We start from the raw sequence: 18,384 nt of genomic DNA on the forward strand, positions 1-18,384 counted from the left end.
CAATCTCCGGAAGAACGGAACGGTTAATAATGCGGCTTTGAACTTGGGCCGCAAATCGGGTTAACGCTCAGCCTTCCGCCTTGCGTTGTGCGTTGGAAATGGCGCGCGCGGCCTCTTCCGAGGAGTTGGCGAGCGTGCGCATCTCGGCGGCCAGCACGGCAAATCCCGATCCGGCCGTGCCGGCGCGGGCGGCCTCGATGCCGGCATTGACGGCCAGCAGCTTCAGGTAACGCAGCGATTGCAGGATTTCATTGGTCTTCGAGGCGGTGATGCGCATGTCGGCAGTCTGGTCATCGATTCGCTGGTAGAGTGATTCGATGTTGATGATGCTGCCTTCGAGATAGAGAAGCTCACCCTTCTCGTCCCAGATGCCGCCGCCGGTCTCGGTGACCCAGATGAGATGACCCATGGCATGGCGGATGCGGTATTCCATCGTCCAGTCTGTGCGCTTCTCCAGCGCCCGTCCGACGATCTCGTCCATCAGAGGCACGTCTTCCTCGTACATGATCGAGGTAAAGGTCCGCGTGCGATTGCCGATGATTTCGTCGACGGGATAACCGAAGATGCGCTCGATTCCATTGGTCATCTCAAGCATCGTATAGTTTTCATCGGCACGGCAGCGATAGAGAAAACCGCTCATGCGCCCGAGAATGCTCGTTTGAAAATCCATGAAGGCCACATTCGAAGAGAAGAGTTGCAGATGAAAGGCGCATGTCACAATGCCGGAAGAGAGCGCGAACACACTCCTCCGGCAATGCAGGCCCGCCTCATCAGTTGCGCAGATATTCTTCCATGGAATCGTCGAGCGCCTCGACCCAGGGCGTGTGGTGCGTCGGCGACAGGTTGCCGGTCATCAGCGATCGGTAGGCATGGTCGCGGAAGCCCATGATGTTGTGGGCCTTGTGATGTTCCCACTCCATGAAAGTCTGGTTGGTCCCCTCGATGTCGAAGGAGGGATAATCGGTTTCGGCGAGCAGTTCCTTCACATAGTCGCCCTGATACCAGATCATCTGCTCGGCATCTTCGAGCGTCTCCTCGCGGGCGCGCCACATGTCGAAATTGGCCTTCAGTTCCTCTTCCGGCGGCAGGGCGATGCGGCCCATCATCACGTCACGCGTCCACCAGGCCTGCACGTCGAACATGTTGAAGGTGTAGAACTGGTCCTGCATGCCGATATAGAAAAGCTGCGGGTTCTTGTCGAAGACCACCCCCTTGTAGAGGCTGTCAGCCCAGAGGCGGTTGGCCGTCTTCAGCCGGAGATCGTCCGGCAGGAAGGGGAAATGGTGCTGGTATCCGGTGCAGAGGATCACCGCATCGACCTCCTTGGTCGAGCCGTCGAGGAAGTGGGCGGTGCGGTTTTCGAGCTTCACCAACAGCGGCCGTTCTTCGAAATTCTCCGGCCACTTGAAGCCCATCGGCTTCGAGCGGTAGCTCGTCGTCACCGATTTCGCTCCGTATTTCCAGCATTGTGAGCCGATGTCCTCGGCCGAATAGCTGCGGCCGACGAGCAGGATGTCCTTGCCCTTGAACTCCAGCGCGTCGCGGAAGTCGTGGGCGTGCAGCACGCGGCCGTTGAAGGTCCTCACACCCTCGAAATAGGGCACGTTCGGCGTCGAGAAGTGACCCGATGCCACGACGACATAGTCGAACTCCTCGTCATACATCCGGTCCTCGATGCGGTTATGCGCCGTCACCGTGAATTTCTTCGTCTGATCGTCGAAGCGGACCATGCGAACCGGCGTGCTGAAGCGCACCCAGTGGCGAACATTCGCCTTCTCGACGCGGCCCTTGATATAATCCCAGAGCACGGCGCGCGGCGGATAGGAAGCGATCGGCTTGCCGAAATGCTCCTCGAAGGAATAGTCGGCAAATTCGAGGCATTCCTTCGGTCCGTTCGACCAGAGGTAACGATACATGCTGCCGTGGACCGGCTCGCCATATTCGTCGAGCCCGGTGCGCCAGGTATAGTTCCAGAGCCCGCCCCAGTCCGACTGCTTTTCGAAGCAGACGATCTCCGGGATCTCGGCGCCCTTCTGGGCGGCCGATTGAAAGGCGCGCAGCTGCGCCAGCCCGGAAGGCCCGGCACCGATGACGGCTACTCTTGTCATGAAGCATTCCCCTCTTGATTATATCGCATTGTCCTGCGTGTCAGTCCGGATAGATGCCGGGGCTGGTCGGCGCCCCGTCGTCATATTTGGAAAGCCACTCGATCGTCGTCTCGCGGAAGCGGGTGAGGCCCTTGTAGTCGATGAGCTCGGGCGGCAGCGTCTTCAGCACGCGCGGGAAGCGGCGCGCCCATTTCGGCACGGTGACGAGCTCTTCCATGTTCATCAGGTAGCAGCGGATGACGAAAAGGATGGCGTTCGAGCGCGGCAGGCGCCACAGGCTCTGCACTTCGACGCGCAGATGCACCTTCTCGCCGACATTTTCCGGCGTCACCGTGGTGCGGTCAGGACCCCATTTGTGATAATTCTCCGGGCTGGTGTCGAGCCGCGGATTGATTGTCATCGTCCAGTTGAAGCGCCGTGTCGGCTTGCCCTGCTGCAGGTTCAGCAGGAATTTCAGCGCCCGGTCGAAGACGCCGATCTGATGGGCGAGCGGCACCGGCCCGTGCCATTCCATGAAATTCATGCCGATATCGAAGTCGAGCGACCAGTCGGCCTGCGTCGTCACCATGCCGGCGTCCATCCAGAGATTGCCGTCGCGTTGATCGACGATGCAGAAATCGCCCTGGGCCTGGCGGGTGATATATTCGAAGGGCTCATAGGGCAGCGTCGAGGCATCGCCAAAGGTGAAGCTGTCGTCGATGCCGAGCGGGCGGTTGATCCAGCGCCACTGGTCGCCGTTGCGGATCAGCGTGAAATGATCGGGGTAACCCGCCGCCTGCTCTTCCATCAAAAGTTCGAGCGTATCCCATTGCGCGCTCATCATGTGCGGCAGCGCCTGGTAGCGTAGCGGATCTTCCTTCAGGACCAGCGCCCGGTCATGCATCTCGGCGACGTAATGCTCGTCGACGTCGATGAGGCTTTCGTAGACGGTTCCCGCCCGACCGTGCACATGCGGCTCCATATTGACGGAATACATGTATTCGTCGCGGTCGAAGGGAAACGGGAAACGCCGAATGTTCTCGGGGCTGTTCCGATAGCTGAAATCGTTCCGGAAGGTTTCCTGCTTGAAGACGATTGCCATGTCCGGTCTCCTTGTTCCGCTTCCGATGCCGCTAGAGATCAAGATGCAGCGTGTTTCCCTCGAAGCGGGAAACGCAGATCATCACCTTGCGGCCGGATGCTTTTTCTTCGTTCGTCAGATAGACGTCATGGTGCAGCAGCTTGCCGTCGCAGGTGACGACCCCGGTCTCGCATTGACCGCAGGCGCCGCCGCGACAAAGGAAGGGCGCGTCGACACCCGCCGCCTCGATTGCTTCCAGCATGCTCTCGTGATGGCCAACCTTCACGGTCTTGCCGGACCGCAGCAGATCGATCGCGAAGGGCTTGCCGGGCAGCGACGACAGGAACCGTTCCGAGTGCAGGTTCTGTTCCGGCCAGCCGGCGTCCAGTCCCGCCTTCAGCACGCCGTCGATCATCCCGGATGGGCCGCAGACATAAAGATGCGTGCCAAGCGGCTGGGTGCCGAGCAGGCTCGTCAGGGGCATGGCGTCGCCTTCGGCATCGCAATAGATCTTGATGCGATGTCCGCCATAGCGCTCGGTGAGTTCCCGCCAATAGGCGCCGCGGTCGCGCGTGCGGATGGCGTAATGCAGCTCGAAATTGGCGCCCTCGCGGGAAAACTGCTCCATCATCGCGATGAACGGGGTAATGCCGATGCCGCCGGCGATCAGAAGGTGCTTGCGCCCGCGCCAGTCCGGCTGGAAGAGGTTGACGGGATAACTGACCTTGAGCTCGTCGCCTTCGCTGAGCTTCTCATGCATGAAGGTCGAGCCGCCGCGCGAATCCTCGACGTGCAGCACGCTGATTTCATAGGCTGCGCAATCATGCGGCGGCGACATCAGCGAATAGGCATTGCGGCGCATATGGCCGCCATCGTTCGTCAAAACGATGACGTGGGCGCCGCCGGAGAAATAAGGCATCGGCTTGCCGTCAAGGCGCTCGAAACGGAAGCGCTTGACGCGCTCGGCGATCGGCGTGATCCGCGTCACGCGGACAGGAATTTCAGTACCACCGCTCAAAGGAACAACTCCTCCGGGTCAGGCGCGCTGCCCGGTTCTTCCGCATCGATATTGACGCCCTGGAAGGCGGCGAGCCGGCGCGAATAATGGTCGCGCACCAGAAGCGGCAGCCCGCAATGGCTACAAGTGAAAGGGCTGGTGGTGACGTCGTCGGTGATGCCCTTGCAATGGACGCATTGCACACGCCGGGCGAGCGAACCGCGATGCTCGGTGATGACGGAGGCATGGTCCATGCCGTAATCGAGCGCCACCAGCATTGCCTGGCCGATGAAGCCTTCCGTGCCCGACAGATAAAGCCGCGTGCCCATATGGGCGGTGGCGAGCGACCCCTTCAATCGGAAGAGCAGCGTGGCGATCGTCGGCGCCGTGAAGAACATGTCGGCGCCGAGGCGGGCCAGCGCCTCGTCCAGGCCGGTGCCTTGCGAGCCGCGGGCGACATAGAGGATCTCGCTGCGGGAAAGCGCCGTTTCGTCAAGCGCCGGCTGCTGATCGAGCAGAGCCTTGGCGCCCTCCCCTTCGAGCGCGAAAATGTGCCGCCGGGCGCGCGGCTGGATGGTCAGGCCCGTGTAGACTGGTCGGCTCTTGATGCCTGCAACGAGCATTTCCGTGCTCCCTAACCTACGGCAATCCTCTTTTTCTTCTCCGGATCGTCGAAGGGAAGTGTATGGGCGGTGGCGCTTGCCTGCACTGTCTTGCCGCGGACTTCGAGTTTCGTCCCATGCACCGCCTTGTCAACGTCCAGGCGGGCAATCGCCATGGATTTCTTCGTCAGCGACGAATAGCTCGGGCAGGTAATGACGCCGACCTTTTTGCCGTCGGCAAAGACGTCGTCGCCGAGATCGGCCGGTCCGTCGGCATCGATCAGCATGCCGAAGATCTTGAAGCGTTCCTTGCCTTTGAGGCGGTCATGTTCCTCGGCGCCACGGAAACCCGTCTTGCCGGGGCTGACGGTAAAGTCGAGGCCGAGTTCCCAGAGACTGTCGCCGGGCGGCTGATCGGCGAAGGGATACATTTGCGAATTGTCGTAGGGGTAGAAGAGCAGGTAGCTTTCGACCCGCAGCATGTCGAGAACCGAGAAGCAGCAGGGGATGATGCCCATCTCCTTGCCTTCCTCGACGATCCGGTCCCAGACCATGACGGCGTCCTGGCCGCGCACGAAGATCTCGTAGCCGCGTTCGCCGGTATAGCCGGTGCGCGAGATCATCACCGGCGCGCCGAACAGTGTCGTCTGCATGTGGTGGAAATATTTGAGATCGCGGATGCCGGGCACATATTTGGCGAGATAATCGACCGCAATCGGCCCCTGCAGCGACAGGTCATGCAGGTCGTCATCGAAGAGCACGGCGCAATTGCGGCCGGCCGCCTGCTTGACGAGTTCCTCGTGGCCGGAGCCGGAGCCATGCACCAGCATCCACGAATTCGGGCCGGTGCGATAGACGATGCAGTCGTCGGTGAAGTGGCCGCGCTCGTTCAGCATGGTCGCATAGACCGAGCGGCCGGGGTAGATCTTCGTCAGGTCGCGGCTGGTAATATAGTCGAGCACGGCGATGGCGTGCGGCCCGACCAGGTGCACCTTCTTCAGGCCCGAGACATCCATGATGCCGGCCTTGGTGCGGACGGCGACATGTTCTTCCGACATGTCCTTGTCGTAGGTCCAGGCGGTGCCCATGCCGCTCCAGTCCTCGAGCTTCGATCCCAGAGCACGATGCCGATCCGCCAAGACGGAGAAACGCCATGATAAAGCCATTGTCCGTTCCCTTTTATTTCCTCTACGGAATATTTATTTCCTGACTATATAAGTCTTTCGCGCCGTGGCAAGCCCGTCCGGCATGCATTTCCCAAAACTTTGACGGTATCTGTCCTGCGGCGCGATGGGTGCGATGACGCCAATCATCTCTCAGCCCATCCGCTCCGACGCGTAACTTCCGGGGCTTGCCGGGAAAACCACGGTGCGGTTGCCGTTGATGAAGGTGCGGTGGTGGATATGGGCGTGGATGGCACGGGCCAGCACCTGGCTTTCGACATCGCGGCCGATCGAGACATAGTCTTCGGGCGACTGTGCATGGGTGATGCGCGCCGTGTCCTGCTCGATGATCGGGCCTTCGTCGAGATCGGCGGTGACGTAATGCGCCGTCGCGCCGATCAGCTTAACGCCCCGGCCGTAGGCCTGTTTGTAAGGGTTGGCGCCCTTGAAGCTCGGCAGGAAGGAATGATGGATGTTGATGATCTTCCCGGACATCTTCTGGCACATCTCGTCCGACAGGATCTGCATGTAGCGCGCCAGCACGATCAGCTCGGTGCCGGTCTGCTCGGCCACATCAAGGATATGGGCCTCGGCCCGTACCTTGTTGGCCTTGGTGACCGGAATATGATGGAAGGGAATGTCGTGGTTGACGACGACCTTCTGGTAATCGAAATGGTTGGAGACGACGCCGACGATATCGATCGGCAGCGCGCCGATCTTCCAGCGATAGAGCAGATCGTTGAGGCAATGGCCGAAGCGCGACACCATCAGCAGCACCTTCATGCGCTTCTCGCTGTCGTGAAAATCGTAATCCATTTCGAAGGGAGCGGCGACAGCTGCAAAACCGGCGTCGATATCGGTGCCCGACAGCCCCTCTTCCGAGATGAAGCTGACGCGCATGAAGAACCTGCCGGTATCGAGATCGTCGAACTGCGAGCTGTCGACGATGTTACAGCCCTTGTCGGCCAGATAGCTCGAAATCGCCGCGACGATGCCGCGCGTCGATTTGCAGGATACGGTGAGTACGAAACTCTTCATGCTGTCGCTTCCTTCGCTATCCCAAGCGCAGAGGGCTAGATGACGCCGGAGCCTGTCCGCTCCGGTGTGATGAGCGTGTCTTCAGAACGTCCGTCCATTCAAATGTCGAGCGTGCTGTCGCGTTCCCACTGGGTGAAATGCGAGCAGTAAGCGTTCCATTCCTGATGCTTGAGCTTGAGATAGGCGGCGGAAAACTCGGCCCCGATCGCTTCCTTCAAGCCCTCGTCGGCATCATAAGCGCGTAGCGCGTCGAGCAGGTTGAGCGGCAGGCGCGGGGCGTCCTTTACCAGGTATCCCTCGGCATACATGTCGATATCGTAGTGGCGGCCGGGGTCTGCCTGGCTGCGGATGCCGTCAAGGCCGGCTGCGATGATGATCGCCTGCAGCAGGTAGGGATTAACAGCACCATCCGGCAGGCGCAGCTCGAAGCGGCCCGGCCCCGGCACGCGCACCATGTGGGTGCGGTTGTTGCCGGTCCAGGTCACGGTGTTCGGCGCCCAGGTGGCGCCCGATGTCGTGCGTGGCGCGTTGATGCGCTTGTAGGAATTGACCGTCGGATTGGTGATAGCGGCCAGCGCGGAGGCGTGTTTCATGATGCCGCCAAGGAAGGTTTTACCCTGAGCGGAGAGCCCAAAGGCCATTTCCTTATCCGCGAAGGCGTTGACCTTGCCATCGATGTCCCAGACCGAGATGTGGGCATGGCAGCCGTTTCCGGTCAGGCCTTTGAAGGGCTTCGGCATGAAGGTGGCGCGAAGGCCGTGTTTTTCGGCGACCGACTTGACCATGAACTTGAAGAAGGAGTGCTTGTCGGCCGTCTGAAGCGCGTCGTCATATTCCCAGTTCATCTCGAACTGGCCGTTCGCGTCCTCGTGGTCGTTCTGATAGGGCTTCCAGCCAAGCTCGAGCATGTAGTCGCAAATCTCGGCGATGACATCATACCGGCGCATTACGGCCTGCTGATCGTAGCAGGGCTTTTCGGCGGTATCGAACTGGTCCGAAATCACCGAGCCGTCCGAAGAGATGAGAAAGAATTCGGGCTCCACGCCGGTTTTCACCCGGAGCCCTTCTTTCGCAGCTTCAGCGACCAGTCTTTTCAGCACCACACGCGGTGCCTGTTCGACAGGCTGGTCGTCCATGACGCAGTCGGCAGCAACCCATGCGACGTCCTTCTTCCAGGGTAGCTGGATGACGGAGGAAGCATCGGGAAGCGCGAACAAGTCGGGATGGGCAGGCGTCAAATCGAGCCAGGTTGCAAAGCCCGCGAAGCCGGCGCCATCCTTCTGCATATCGGCGATGGCTTCGGCGGGGACCAGCTTGGCGCGTTGGCCGCCGAACAGGTCAGTATAGCTGATCATGAAATATTTGATGCCTTTGTCTCTGGCAAAAGCAGCAAGGTCCAGTGTCATTCTCGTTCCCCTTTGGATTTCTTGGAGACACTTTGCTTATGGATGCGAGACGGCCGGGACGTTTGCCCGGCCGGTAGAAATCAGTAGCCTCCCTTGCCGGGATACCAGTTTGTGCCGGCGAGCGGGATCTGCGCCATGGCGGCGGCCTCCATCGTCAGGGCGCAAAGATCTTCCGGTTCCAGGTTGTGCAGGTGGTTCTTGCCGCAGGCGCGCGCGATGGTCTGGGCTTCCAGCGTCATAACCTTCAGATAGTTGGCAAGACGGCGGCCGGCGGCGATCGGATCAAGCCGCTTCATCAGTTCCGGATCCTGTGTCGTGATGCCGGCCGGGTCCTTGCCTTCGTGCCAGTCGTCATAAGCGCCGGCCGTTGTGCCGAGCTTTTGATATTCTTCTTCCCAGTGCGGATCGTTGTCGCCGATCGCAACCAGTGCCGCCGTGCCGATGGCAACGGCATCGGCGCCCAGCGCCAGTGCCTTGGCCACGTCGGCGCCGGAACGGATGCCGCCCGAGATGATCAGTTGCACCTTGCGATGCATGCCGAGATCCTGCAGCGCCTGGACCGCGGGGCGGATGCAGGCGAGCGTCGGCATGCCGACATTCTCGATGAAGACATCCTGCGTCGCAGCGGTTCCGCCCTGCATGCCATCGAGCACCACCACGTCGGCGCCGGCCTTCACGGCAAGCGCTGTATCGTAATAAGGGCGCGCGCCGCCGACCTTCACATAGATCGGCTTTTCCCAGTCGGTGATCTCACGCAGTTCCAGGATCTTGATTTCGAGATCGTCGGGGCCCGTCCAATCCGGATGGCGGCAGGCCGAGCGCTGGTCGATGCCCTTCGGCAGGTTGCGCATGTTGGCGACGCGATCGGAGATCTTCTGGCCGAGCAGCATGCCGCCGCCGCCGGGTTTTGCGCCTTGACCGACAACCACCTCGATCGCATCGGCGCGACGCAGGTCTTTGGGATTCATGCCGTATCGCGACGGCAGATACTGGTAGACCAGCGTCTGCGAATGGCCGCGCTCTTCATCGGTCATCCCGCCGTCGCCTGTCGTGGTGGAGGTTCCGGCAATCGTCGCGCCGCGTCCGAGCGCTTCCTTGGCATTGCCGGAGAGCGCGCCGAAGCTCATGCCGGCAATGGTGATCGGCGTCTTCAGGTGAATTGGCTTTTTGGCGAAGCGCGCGCCGAGGACGACCGATGTGTCGCACTTCTCGCGGTAACCTTCGAGCGGATAGCGCGAGATCGAGGCGCCGAGAAACAGCAGGTCGTCGAAATGCGGCACCTTCCGTTTGGTGCCGGCGCCACGAATGTCGTAAATGCCGGTCGCCGCGGCGCGGCGGATTTCCGCCAGCGTGTAATCGTCGAAGGTTGCGGACTTGCGCGGCGGGGTATAGGGGTTGTGATAGCTCATGATGGTCCCTCGACTTAATATGCGTCAGCGTTGTCGATATTGAAATTGTAAAGCTTACGGGCGGAGCCGTAACGCTTGAATTCCTCGGGCCTCACTTCGCTCACACCCGCCATTTCGAGAAGTTCGGCGAGCTTCGTCAGATGCTCGGGACGCAGCTCCTTTTCGACGCAATCGGCACCCAGGCTCTTGACCGAACCGCGCACGAAGAGCTTCGCCTCGTAGAGCGAATCCCCAAGCGCATCGCCGGCATCGCCGAGCACCACGAGGTGGCCGGACTGGCCCATGAAGGCGGACATGTGGCCGATATTGCCATGAACGACGATGTCGATGCCTTTCATCGAGATGCCGCAGCGCGATGCCGCATTGCCCTTGATGACAAGCAGGCCGCCGCGGCCGGTTGCGCCGGCATACTGGCTGGCATCGCCCTCGATGACGACGGTTCCAGACATCATGTTTTCCGCAACGCCCGGACCTGCCGAACCGTGAACGGTGACGGTCCCGCCATCATTCATCCCGGCGCAGTAATAGCCGACGGACCCCTTCACATCGACCGTCACGGGCGCATCGATGCCGACGGCAACCGAATGGCTGCCGCGCGGATTGACGACTTCGAAGGAAAGATCGTTCGAACCGTTCTGGATGTTGTGCAGGGCGCTGTTGAGTTCACGCAACGGCGTAGTGGCAAGATCAATGACAGGCATGTTTCGATAACCCTTGGAGAATAGGCATGAGGCGCTGGTCAAGCGACCTTCTGGTGATCCCAGAAATAAACGGTTGCAGGCTCCGGCTCCCAGACCCGGGCATTCTCGATGCCGGGTAGGTTGACCAGCGCCCGGTATTCCGAACCGAAGGCGACATACTGGTCCGTTTCGGCCATGACGGCGGGCTTGCAGGCAATCGCATCGCGCACGACGCCGAAGCCGGATTTCGTGCCGACGACGAAGGTGAAGAAGCCGTCGAGGTCATCCACCGCGCCTTCCAGCGCCTGGCCGAGATTCTTGCCCTTGGCCATCTCGGCCGTCAGATAGGCGGCGGCGACCTCGGTGTCGTTTTCCGTTTCGAAGGTCATGCCTTCGCGCTTCAGTTCGCGGCGGAGATTGTTGTGGTTGGACAGCGAGCCATTATGCACCAGGCATTGGTCGGAGCCGGTGGAGAAAGGATGGGCGCCGAGCGTCGTGACGGCCGATTCCGTCGCCATGCGGGTATGGCCGATGCCGTGGGTGCCGGCCATTGAATTGACCGCGAAGCGCGAGACGACATCCTTCGGCAGACCCGTTTCCTTATAGATCTCGATGGCGTCGCCGCTGCTCATGATGCGGATGTTCGGACGCAATTCCGCAACGGCTGCCTTGCCCGCCTCGAGCAGACCCTTCGCAAGCGTGATGACGGCATGCGTGCTCTTCACCTGGACGGCGACCGATGCGCCAACCGCCTGGCCGAGCTCGGCCTCGAGGCCGGCGAAATCCTTCTTCGGATTGGCCGACTGGATGGTGATCTTGGCATTGTTGCCGCTGGCGTCGCCATAGATCGCAATACCGGCGCTGTCCGGCCCCCGATCCGTCATCGTCACCAGCATGGAGGACAGCAGTGCCCCGAGCTCCGGTTCGAGACTTTTATCCTTGAGGAAGAGACCCACAATTCCGCACATGACCAGACCTCCGTTCGTGTTGAGAAAGGACTAGCAGGTCTGTTTTGCGTTTTCAACTGGGAAGAAAGATTTTTTCTTTTGAGGCAAGTCAGCTTTTCGAGCTCTGCTGTGGATAGCTGATGATCGAGAGGTACTTGCTCGGCAGTTTCACCAGCTGCTCCGGCCCATGCGGCGCATCGGCGTCGAAGAACAGGCTATCGCCCGGCTGCATCTGGAAAAGCTGGTCGCCGTGGCGGTAAACGACTTCGCCCTCAAGCATATAGAGAAATTCCATCCCCTCGTGCTGAAAGGTCGGGAAGATGTCGGAATCGGTCGTCAGGGTGATGAGGTAAGGCTCGACGATGACGCCGCTGGTATTGTTGTCGATATGACCGAGCACATTATATTGGTGACCGGCGCGTGTGCCACGCCGTTCGAGCTCGATGCCCTGGCCTGCCTTGACGAAGACGGCGTTGCGCGGTTCCTCGAAACGGCGGAAGAAGGCCGTCAGCGGCACGCCGAGCGCCCGCGACAGCGATTGCAGCGTCGTCAGCGACGGTGAGATGTTGCCGTTCTCGATCTTCGAGAGCATGCCGAGCGAAATGCCGGTCGCCGCCGCCAGATCGGTCACGGTAATGCCGAGTTTCTTGCGGTAGGCGCGCACCTCATGGCCGATCGCCATTTCGAGGTTGTTTTCCTTCGGCTCGCGAACGGCGTGCGGGTCCTGGGAAAAGGGAGCGCGTCCGCCAAGCGCCTGTTCCGGTTGCTCTGCCGCTTCACGCTTGGATTTCATAGGTTTTCCCCTGCCGCCTTCTCTTTTGTTCAAGGCAACCCTATCGCCATAGTGAAAATTCCTCAACCGTGAAGAAAACCTATTCCCGCCGCGCCGCGCGCGGAGCGATGCCGTAGAGGGCACGGAACATCCGGGAAAAATGGCTCAGGCTGGAAAAGCCGGTGGCCACCGCGATTTCCGAGACGGAAAGCGGGCTCTGCTTCAGCAGCCGATGGGCATGCTGCAGCCTGATCCTGCGGTACTGCTCGAGGAAGGTACTGCCGAGGTGAGCCGAAAAGAGCCGGTCGAGATGGCGGGTGGTGACGCCGGCAATGCGCGCCATGGCGGCGCGCTCGAGCGGCATCTCGATCGTCTCCTCCATCCGTTCGAGAACGCTGAGCAGGCCGGGATGATAGACGCCATAGCGCTGCGCCAGCGAGGCGCGCTGCGGGGCTGCCGGCTCGTTGACCTCGGTATGAAGATACCAGTCGCTGACGCGGCGGGCGAAATCCGGCCCCATGCGCTCGGCGATCAGCACATGCATCATGTCGAGCGGTGCGATGCCGCCGCCACAGGTAATCCGGTTGCCGTCGATCAGGAAGCGCGCCTGGCGCGGCGTGAGATCCGGGAAGGCTTCGAGAAGGGCGGCCGCATGCTCCCAATGGATGGTGAAGTCGCGACCGCCAAGCAGTCCGGCGGCCGCCATCAGATAGGGAGCGCCCGAGATGCCGCCGATCCTCACACCTTCGCGCGACAGCTGCCTCAAGCAGGACAGCACGCCGGGATAGCGCCAGTCGCGGGGCAAACCGCCGGCGCAGACGAAGGCCGTGCCGAGCCCCGAGCCCCTGACAGGGAGAGGTTCGGCGGGGACGCTGACGCCCGAGGAGGAGAGTGCCGCTGCGCCATCCGGTGAGAAGATCTGCAGCCGATAGATCTCACGTCCGGCCAGAAGATTTGCCGCCCTGAGCGGCTCCGTCGCCGAGGCATAGGACATCAGCGCAAATCCCGGGATGAGGATAAAGCCGATCGTCTGCACATTTCTGCTATCAAGCGAGGACATGTCTCTTTCTTAGCCAATCATGTCCCTTTTGTGCAAGTCCGCCCTCCCCTTTCTGGCATCATGCAGCTGTTCTTTCCGGGGTGACCCATGCGCTATTCCGCTCTTTCGATTTTCCTCAACGGCCTTCGCGGCAACAAAAGCTGGTTGCCTGCCTGGCGCGACCCGGCGCCGAATCCGCATTACGACGTCATCATCGTCGGTGGCGGCGGCCATGGTCTTGCCACCGCCTATTATCTTGCCAAGGAATTCGGCGTCACCAATGTCGCCGTCCTCGAAAAGGGCTATCTCGGCTCCGGCAATATCGGCAGGAACACGACGATCATCCGCTCGAACTACCTGTTGCCGGGCAATAATCCCTTCTACGAGCTGTCGATGAAGCTCTGGGAAGGGCTGGAGCAGGACTTCAACTTCAACGCCATGGTCTCGCAGCGCGGCGTGCTCAACCTCTTCCATTCCGACGCCCAGCGCGACGCTTATACGCGCCGCGGCAACGCCATGCGGCTGCACGGCGTCGACGCCGAGCTTCTCGACCGGCAGGCGGTGCGCAAGAAATTGCCCTTCCTCGACTTCGACAATGCCCGTTTCCCCATCATGGGCGGCCTGTTCCAGCCGCGCGGCGGCACGGTGCGCCATGATGCGGTCGCCTGGGGTTATGCGCGCGGCGCAGACAGCCGCGGTGTCGACATCATTACCCAGTGCGAGGTGACCGGCATCCGCAGCGAAAACGGTCAGGTGACCGGCGTCGAGACCAGCAAGGGTTTCATCGGCTGCGGCAAGCTGGCGCTGGCGGCCGCCGGCAATTCCACCGTCGTCGCCGATATGGCCGGCCTGCGGCTGCCGATCGAAAGCCATGTGCTGCAGGCCTTCGTTTCCGAAGGACTGAAGCCGTTTATCGACACGGTCGTCACCTTTGGCGCCGGGCATTTCTACGCGTCCCAGTCTGACAAGGGCGGCCTGGTCTTCGGCGGCGATATTGACGGCTACAATTCCTATGCCCAGCGCGGCAATCTCGCTTCGGTCGAGCACGTCGCGGAAGCCGGGCTGGCGCTGATCCCGTCGCTGTCGCGCGTGCGTTATCTGCGCTCCTGGGGCGGCGTCATGGATATGAGCATGGACGGCTCGCCGATCATCGACCGCACCCATATCGACAATCTCTATCTCAACGCCGGCTGGTGTTACGGCGGCTTCAAGGCCACGCCGGCCTCCGGCTTCTGCTACGCCCATCTGATCGCCCGCAATACGCCGCATCAGACCGCCCGCGCCTTCCGGCTCGACCGCTTCGCGCGCGGCTATCCGATCGACGAAAAGGGCGTCGGCGCCCAGCCCAACCTGCACTGAGGACATTTGACGATGGCAAGCCTGATTTCCTGTCCCCATTGCGGCGCCCGACCGAAGGAGGAATTTTCGATCCGCGGCGATGCGGTCCTTATCAGGCCGGCGCCGGATGCCGGTGCGGATGCCTGGTTCGATTATGTCTATCTGCGCGACAATCCGCGCGGCCGGCACAGTGAATACTGGCACCATTCCTCCGGATGCCGGCGCTGGCTGATCGTCGAACGCGATACCGTCACCCATGCGGTCCACGGCGTCAGGGACGCCGCCCTTTCCAAGCTCGGCGGAGAACCGGCATGACGAGCTTCCGTCTTTCCTCCGGCGGCCGCATCGACCGCACGACTTCGCTCGGTTTCACCTTTGACGGCAGGCCGCTCGAAGGCCATCCGGGCGACACACTCGCCTCGGCGCTGCTTGCCAACGGCGTCCAGCTCGTCGGCCGCAGCTTCAAATATCATCGCCCGCGCGGCATCCTGACGGCGGGGGCTGCCGAACCGAACGCGCTGGTGACGACGGGCAACGGCGGGCGCACCGAGCCGAATACACGCGCGACGATGATCGAGCTTTACCAGGGGCTGACGGCAAGGAGCCAGAATCGCTGGCCTTCGCTCGGCTTCGATGTCGGCGCGGTCAACGGGCTGCTGTCGCCCTTCCTCAGCGCCGGTTTCTACTACAAGACCTTCATGTGGCCGGCGGCCCTCTGGGAAAAGCTCTACGAGCCGGTGATCCGCAAGGCGGCAGGCCTCGGCAGAGCATCCTATGAGGCTGATCCCGATTCCTACGAGAAATGCTGGGCGCACTGCGATCTGCTGGTGATCGGCGCCGGCCCGACCGGTCTTGCCGCAGCGTTGACCGCCGGCCGTGCCGGGGCGCGCGTCATCCTCGCCGACGAGGGATCCGACCTGGGCGGCAGTCTGCTTTCCGACAGCGGCACCATCGACGGCCAGCCGGCGGGCGCGCTTCTCGGTGAGTTGCTTGCCGAACTGGAGGGACTTCCGAATGTGCGGCGTCTGCCGCGCATGACGGTGTTCGGCTGGTACGACGACAATGTCTTCGGCGCCGTCGAACGGGTGCAGAAGCATGTGGCGATGCCCGATCCGGAACGCCCGGTCGAACGATTGTGGCGCATCGTCGCCCGCCAGGCGATCCTTGCGACCGGCGCCGAGGAGCGTCCGCTCGTCTTCGGCGGCAACGATATTCCCGGTGTGATGATGGCAGGCGCGATGCGCAGCTATCTCACTCGACAAGCGGTCGCGCCCGGCAGAAGCACTGTCATCTTCACCACCAACGATGCCGGATATCGCACCGCCGCCGATCTCGAGGCCGCCGGCCTCACGGTCGCGGCGATCGTCGACAGCCGCGGGGATGGAGGTGGGAGTTGGCAGGGCCGCGCCGAAGTGCTGGAGGGCGCCAGGGTCATCGAAGCATTTGGCGGCAAGCGCCTGCGCGGCGTCACCATCAAGACCGCAGACGGCACCCGCCGGATCGAAGCGGATGCGCTTGCCATGTCGGGCGGCTGGAGCCCGATCATTCATCTTGCCTGCCATCGCGGTGCAAAACCGCAATGGTCGCACGAGGCCTCGACGTTTCTGGCGCCTGTCCAGCAGGAAGGCCTTGCCGTTGCCGGCTCGGCCGCCGGCATGGCGCAAACCGCGACCTGCCTCGGCGATGGCGCGGAAAAGGCAGCTGCCGCGTTGAAGGCGATCGGTTTCGCAGCGGCAGAGCCGGCCTTTGCCGCCGCTTCCGAGACGGCCGCACAGGCAAAGCCGCTCTGGTCGGTGAAGGGTTCGAAGGGCAAGGCTTTCGTCGATTATCAGAACGACGTGCATCTCAAGGATCTGGGCCTCGCCGTCCGCGAAGGCTACGGCCATGTCGAGCTCGCCAAACGTTACACCACATCAGGCATGGCGATCGACCAGGGCAAGCTTTCCAACATCAACGCCATCGGCATCCTTGCCGAGGCGCGCCGCGTGTCGCCCGCCGAAGTGGGAACGACGACCTTCCGGCCCTTCTATACACCGGTTTCCTTCGGCGCCTTGACCGGGGCATCGCGCGGCAAACATTTCCAGCCGGCCCGCAAATCGCCGTTGCATGGCTGGGCCGAGAAGAACGGCGCGGTCTTCGTCGAAACCGGCCTTTGGTATCGCTCGTCCTGGTTCCCGCGCGCCGGCGAGACGACATGGCGCGAAAGCGTCGACCGCGAGGTGCTGAACATCAGGAAGAACGCCGGCCTCTGCGACGTCTCGACCCTCGGCAAGATCGAAATCTTTGGCAAGGATGCCGCGATCTTCCTCGATCGCATCTATTGCAACGGCTTCGCCAAGCTTGCTGTAGGCAAGGCGCGTTACGGCATCATGCTGCGTGAGGATGGCTTCATCTATGATGACGGCACCACCAGCCGGTTCAGTGACAACCATTTCTTCATGACGACGACGACGGCGCTTGCAGCCGGCGTGCTGGCCCATCTCGAATTCTGCGCCCAGACGCTGTGGCCGGAGCTCGACGTCTGCTTCGCCTCCTCGACCGATCAATGGGCGCAAATGGCCGTTGCCGGGCCGAAGTCGCGCCCCATTCTTCAGGAGATCGTCGACGAGGACCTGTCGGATGCGGCTTTCCCCTTCATGAGTGCCCGCAAGGTCACCCTCTTCGGCGGCCGCCTCGAAGGCCGGCTCTTCCGGATCTCCTTCTCCGGCGAACTCGCCTACGAGCTGGCAGTACCGGCCGGTTACGGCGAAGGCGTTGCCGATGCGATCATGGTATCAGGGGAGAAGCACGGCATCTGCGCCTATGGCGCCGAAGCGCTCGGCGTCATGCGCATCGAGAAGGGCCATGTCACCCATGCAGAGATCAACGGTACGGTGACGCCTGGCGATCTCGGTTTCGGCCGCATGGTCTCATCAACCAAGCCGGATTTCATCGGAAAAGCAATGCTGGCGCGCCAAGGGCTGCAGGATCCCGAGCGGCCGCGCCTCGTCGGCGTCAAGCCGCTTAATCCGGCAAGCGGCTTCCGCACCGGCTCGCATATTCTTGCCGACGGCGTTGCGGCGACGCTCGAAAACGACCAGGGCTACGTCACCTCAAGTGCCTTTTCGCCGACACTCGGCCATACGATCGGCCTGGCGCTCGTCCGGCGTGGGCCGGAACGCATCGGTGAAAGGGTGACGGTCTGGAACGGCCTGCGCAACGAATTCACCGATGCGGTGCTCTGCCATCCCGTCTTCATCGATCCCGAAAACGAGAAGCTCCATGCGTGATCTTCCGCAACACAAACCGGTTCTGGCCGGCATGGTTTATAACGGCATCTCAGGGGCGGGCCTTCGGCTTGAAGCCTTGCCGGAGGGCCATCTCCTGCATGTGCTCGGCGCAATCGAACCATCAGCGCTCACCGCGGAATTGGTGAAAGCGGGCTTTGCGAAAAGTTCGATCCGCCAGGCGGGTTTCCGGCAATGGTTCGTCGCCGGTGACGAGCCGCTCGTGCCCGCCAGCCTCCATGCTCTCGCGGCAGCGCTTGCGGGAAGGTCCTTCGTCATGGACCAGAGCCACGGCCGCGTGCGTATCGGCGTTTCCGGCCGTTCTTCGCGCGCACTTCTGTCACGAGGCACAGCCGTCGATCTCGATCCTTCCGTCTTTCCGGAAGGCCATTCTGTGCTGACGATGGTCGGTCATCTCTCCGTGCAGATCGTCCGCACCGGCGATGACAGCTTCGAACTCACGGTCCTGCGCAGTTTTGCCGAAAGCCTCTGGGACGATCTCGCGCATATGGCGGCGAGCGCGGAAAAGGACGGCGTCTAACAGAGGAGGGTCTGGGAT

General features: G+C 61.9%; 17 protein-coding genes. 4 read left to right on the top strand and 13 right to left on the bottom strand.

What is annotated here, in order from left to right:
• Positions 1-67 precede the first annotated feature (67 nt).
• The 13 genes from ACS4RR_RS32490 to ACS4RR_RS32550 form a co-directional block, all read right to left on the bottom strand.
• The gene (locus tag ACS4RR_RS32490) at positions 68-670 is read right to left on the bottom strand and encodes a methyl-accepting chemotaxis protein (protein ID WP_017968473.1); all 603 of its coding nucleotides are present in this window, start codon (positions 668-670) and stop codon (positions 68-70) included.
• 100 nt (positions 671-770) lie between these two features.
• Positions 771-2,108, bottom strand: a complete 1,338-nt coding sequence (locus ACS4RR_RS32495) for a trimethylamine monooxygenase (RefSeq protein ID WP_456190631.1) — start codon at positions 2,106-2,108, stop codon at positions 771-773.
• A 40-nt stretch (positions 2,109-2,148) separates the two neighbouring features.
• A complete protein-coding gene (locus ACS4RR_RS32500; RefSeq protein ID WP_170261551.1) occupies positions 2,149-3,189 on the bottom strand; it encodes a heme-dependent oxidative N-demethylase family protein in 1,041 nt (346 codons plus the stop codon).
• 31 nt (positions 3,190-3,220) lie between these two features.
• Entirely contained in the window at positions 3,221-4,186 is a 966-nt protein-coding gene (locus tag ACS4RR_RS32505; protein ID WP_456190632.1) for a PDR/VanB family oxidoreductase, read from the bottom strand.
• Positions 4,183-4,788, bottom strand: coding sequence for a dimethylamine monooxygenase subunit DmmA family protein (locus ACS4RR_RS32510; RefSeq protein WP_017968477.1), 606 nt, complete (start codon positions 4,786-4,788; stop codon positions 4,183-4,185). Before ACS4RR_RS32510 ends, ACS4RR_RS32505 begins: the two co-directional genes overlap by 4 nt.
• Positions 4,789-4,799: 11 nt before the next feature.
• Positions 4,800-5,933 carry an aminomethyl transferase family protein gene (locus ACS4RR_RS32515; RefSeq protein ID WP_017968478.1) on the bottom strand — a complete coding sequence of 378 codons (1,134 nt, stop codon included), beginning with the start codon at positions 5,931-5,933 and terminating at the stop codon, positions 4,800-4,802.
• A 150-nt stretch (positions 5,934-6,083) separates the two neighbouring features.
• Positions 6,084-6,968 (bottom strand): formyltetrahydrofolate deformylase, encoded by an 885-nt coding sequence (gene purU, locus ACS4RR_RS32520; protein ID WP_456190633.1) that lies wholly within the window; start codon positions 6,966-6,968, stop codon positions 6,084-6,086.
• A 98-nt stretch (positions 6,969-7,066) separates the two neighbouring features.
• A complete protein-coding gene (glnT, locus tag ACS4RR_RS32525; protein ID WP_456190634.1) occupies positions 7,067-8,374 on the bottom strand; it encodes a type III glutamate--ammonia ligase in 1,308 nt (435 codons plus the stop codon).
• A gap of 80 nt (positions 8,375-8,454) precedes the next feature.
• On the bottom strand, positions 8,455-9,783 hold the full coding sequence (locus ACS4RR_RS32530) for an FMN-binding glutamate synthase family protein (RefSeq protein WP_003548137.1): 1,329 nt from the start codon (positions 9,781-9,783) through the stop codon (positions 8,455-8,457).
• 14 nt (positions 9,784-9,797) lie between these two features.
• Entirely contained in the window at positions 9,798-10,484 is a 687-nt protein-coding gene (locus tag ACS4RR_RS32535) for a GltB/FmdC/FwdC-like GXGXG domain-containing protein (protein WP_170261547.1), read from the bottom strand.
• A gap of 38 nt (positions 10,485-10,522) precedes the next feature.
• Positions 10,523-11,431 carry a class II glutamine amidotransferase gene (locus ACS4RR_RS32540; protein ID WP_456190635.1) on the bottom strand — a complete coding sequence of 303 codons (909 nt, stop codon included), beginning with the start codon at positions 11,429-11,431 and terminating at the stop codon, positions 10,523-10,525.
• Positions 11,432-11,519: 88 nt separating this feature from the next.
• Positions 11,520-12,203, bottom strand: a complete 684-nt coding sequence (locus tag ACS4RR_RS32545; protein ID WP_170261545.1) for a helix-turn-helix domain-containing protein — start codon at positions 12,201-12,203, stop codon at positions 11,520-11,522.
• A 79-nt stretch (positions 12,204-12,282) separates the two neighbouring features.
• Positions 12,283-13,242 carry a GlxA family transcriptional regulator gene (locus ACS4RR_RS32550; protein WP_456190636.1) on the bottom strand — a complete coding sequence of 320 codons (960 nt, stop codon included), beginning with the start codon at positions 13,240-13,242 and terminating at the stop codon, positions 12,283-12,285.
• A gap of 87 nt (positions 13,243-13,329) precedes the next feature.
• Between ACS4RR_RS32550 and ACS4RR_RS32555 the strand changes: the two genes are divergently transcribed.
• The 4 genes from ACS4RR_RS32555 to ACS4RR_RS32570 are packed head-to-tail and all read left to right on the top strand — an operon-like array spanning position 13,330 to position 18,366.
• Positions 13,330-14,580 (top strand): sarcosine oxidase subunit beta family protein, encoded by a 1,251-nt coding sequence (locus ACS4RR_RS32555; protein WP_456190637.1) that lies wholly within the window; start codon positions 13,330-13,332, stop codon positions 14,578-14,580.
• Between the two features lie 12 nt (positions 14,581-14,592).
• The gene (locus tag ACS4RR_RS32560) at positions 14,593-14,874 is read left to right on the top strand and encodes a sarcosine oxidase subunit delta (protein WP_456190638.1); all 282 of its coding nucleotides are present in this window, start codon (positions 14,593-14,595) and stop codon (positions 14,872-14,874) included.
• The gene (locus ACS4RR_RS32565; RefSeq protein WP_456190639.1) at positions 14,871-17,828 is read left to right on the top strand and encodes a sarcosine oxidase subunit alpha family protein; all 2,958 of its coding nucleotides are present in this window, start codon (positions 14,871-14,873) and stop codon (positions 17,826-17,828) included. The genes ACS4RR_RS32560 and ACS4RR_RS32565 overlap by 4 nt, the downstream gene beginning before the upstream one ends.
• Complete coding sequence (locus tag ACS4RR_RS32570) at positions 17,821-18,366, top strand: sarcosine oxidase subunit gamma (protein ID WP_162115115.1); 546 nt, start codon at positions 17,821-17,823, stop codon at positions 18,364-18,366. The genes ACS4RR_RS32565 and ACS4RR_RS32570 overlap by 8 nt, the downstream gene beginning before the upstream one ends.
• Positions 18,367-18,384 lie beyond the last annotated feature (18 nt).

This window comes from Rhizobium zaerense, assembly GCF_051810725.1.
Classification (GTDB): Bacteria; Pseudomonadota; Alphaproteobacteria; order Rhizobiales; family Rhizobiaceae; genus Rhizobium; species Rhizobium leguminosarum_I.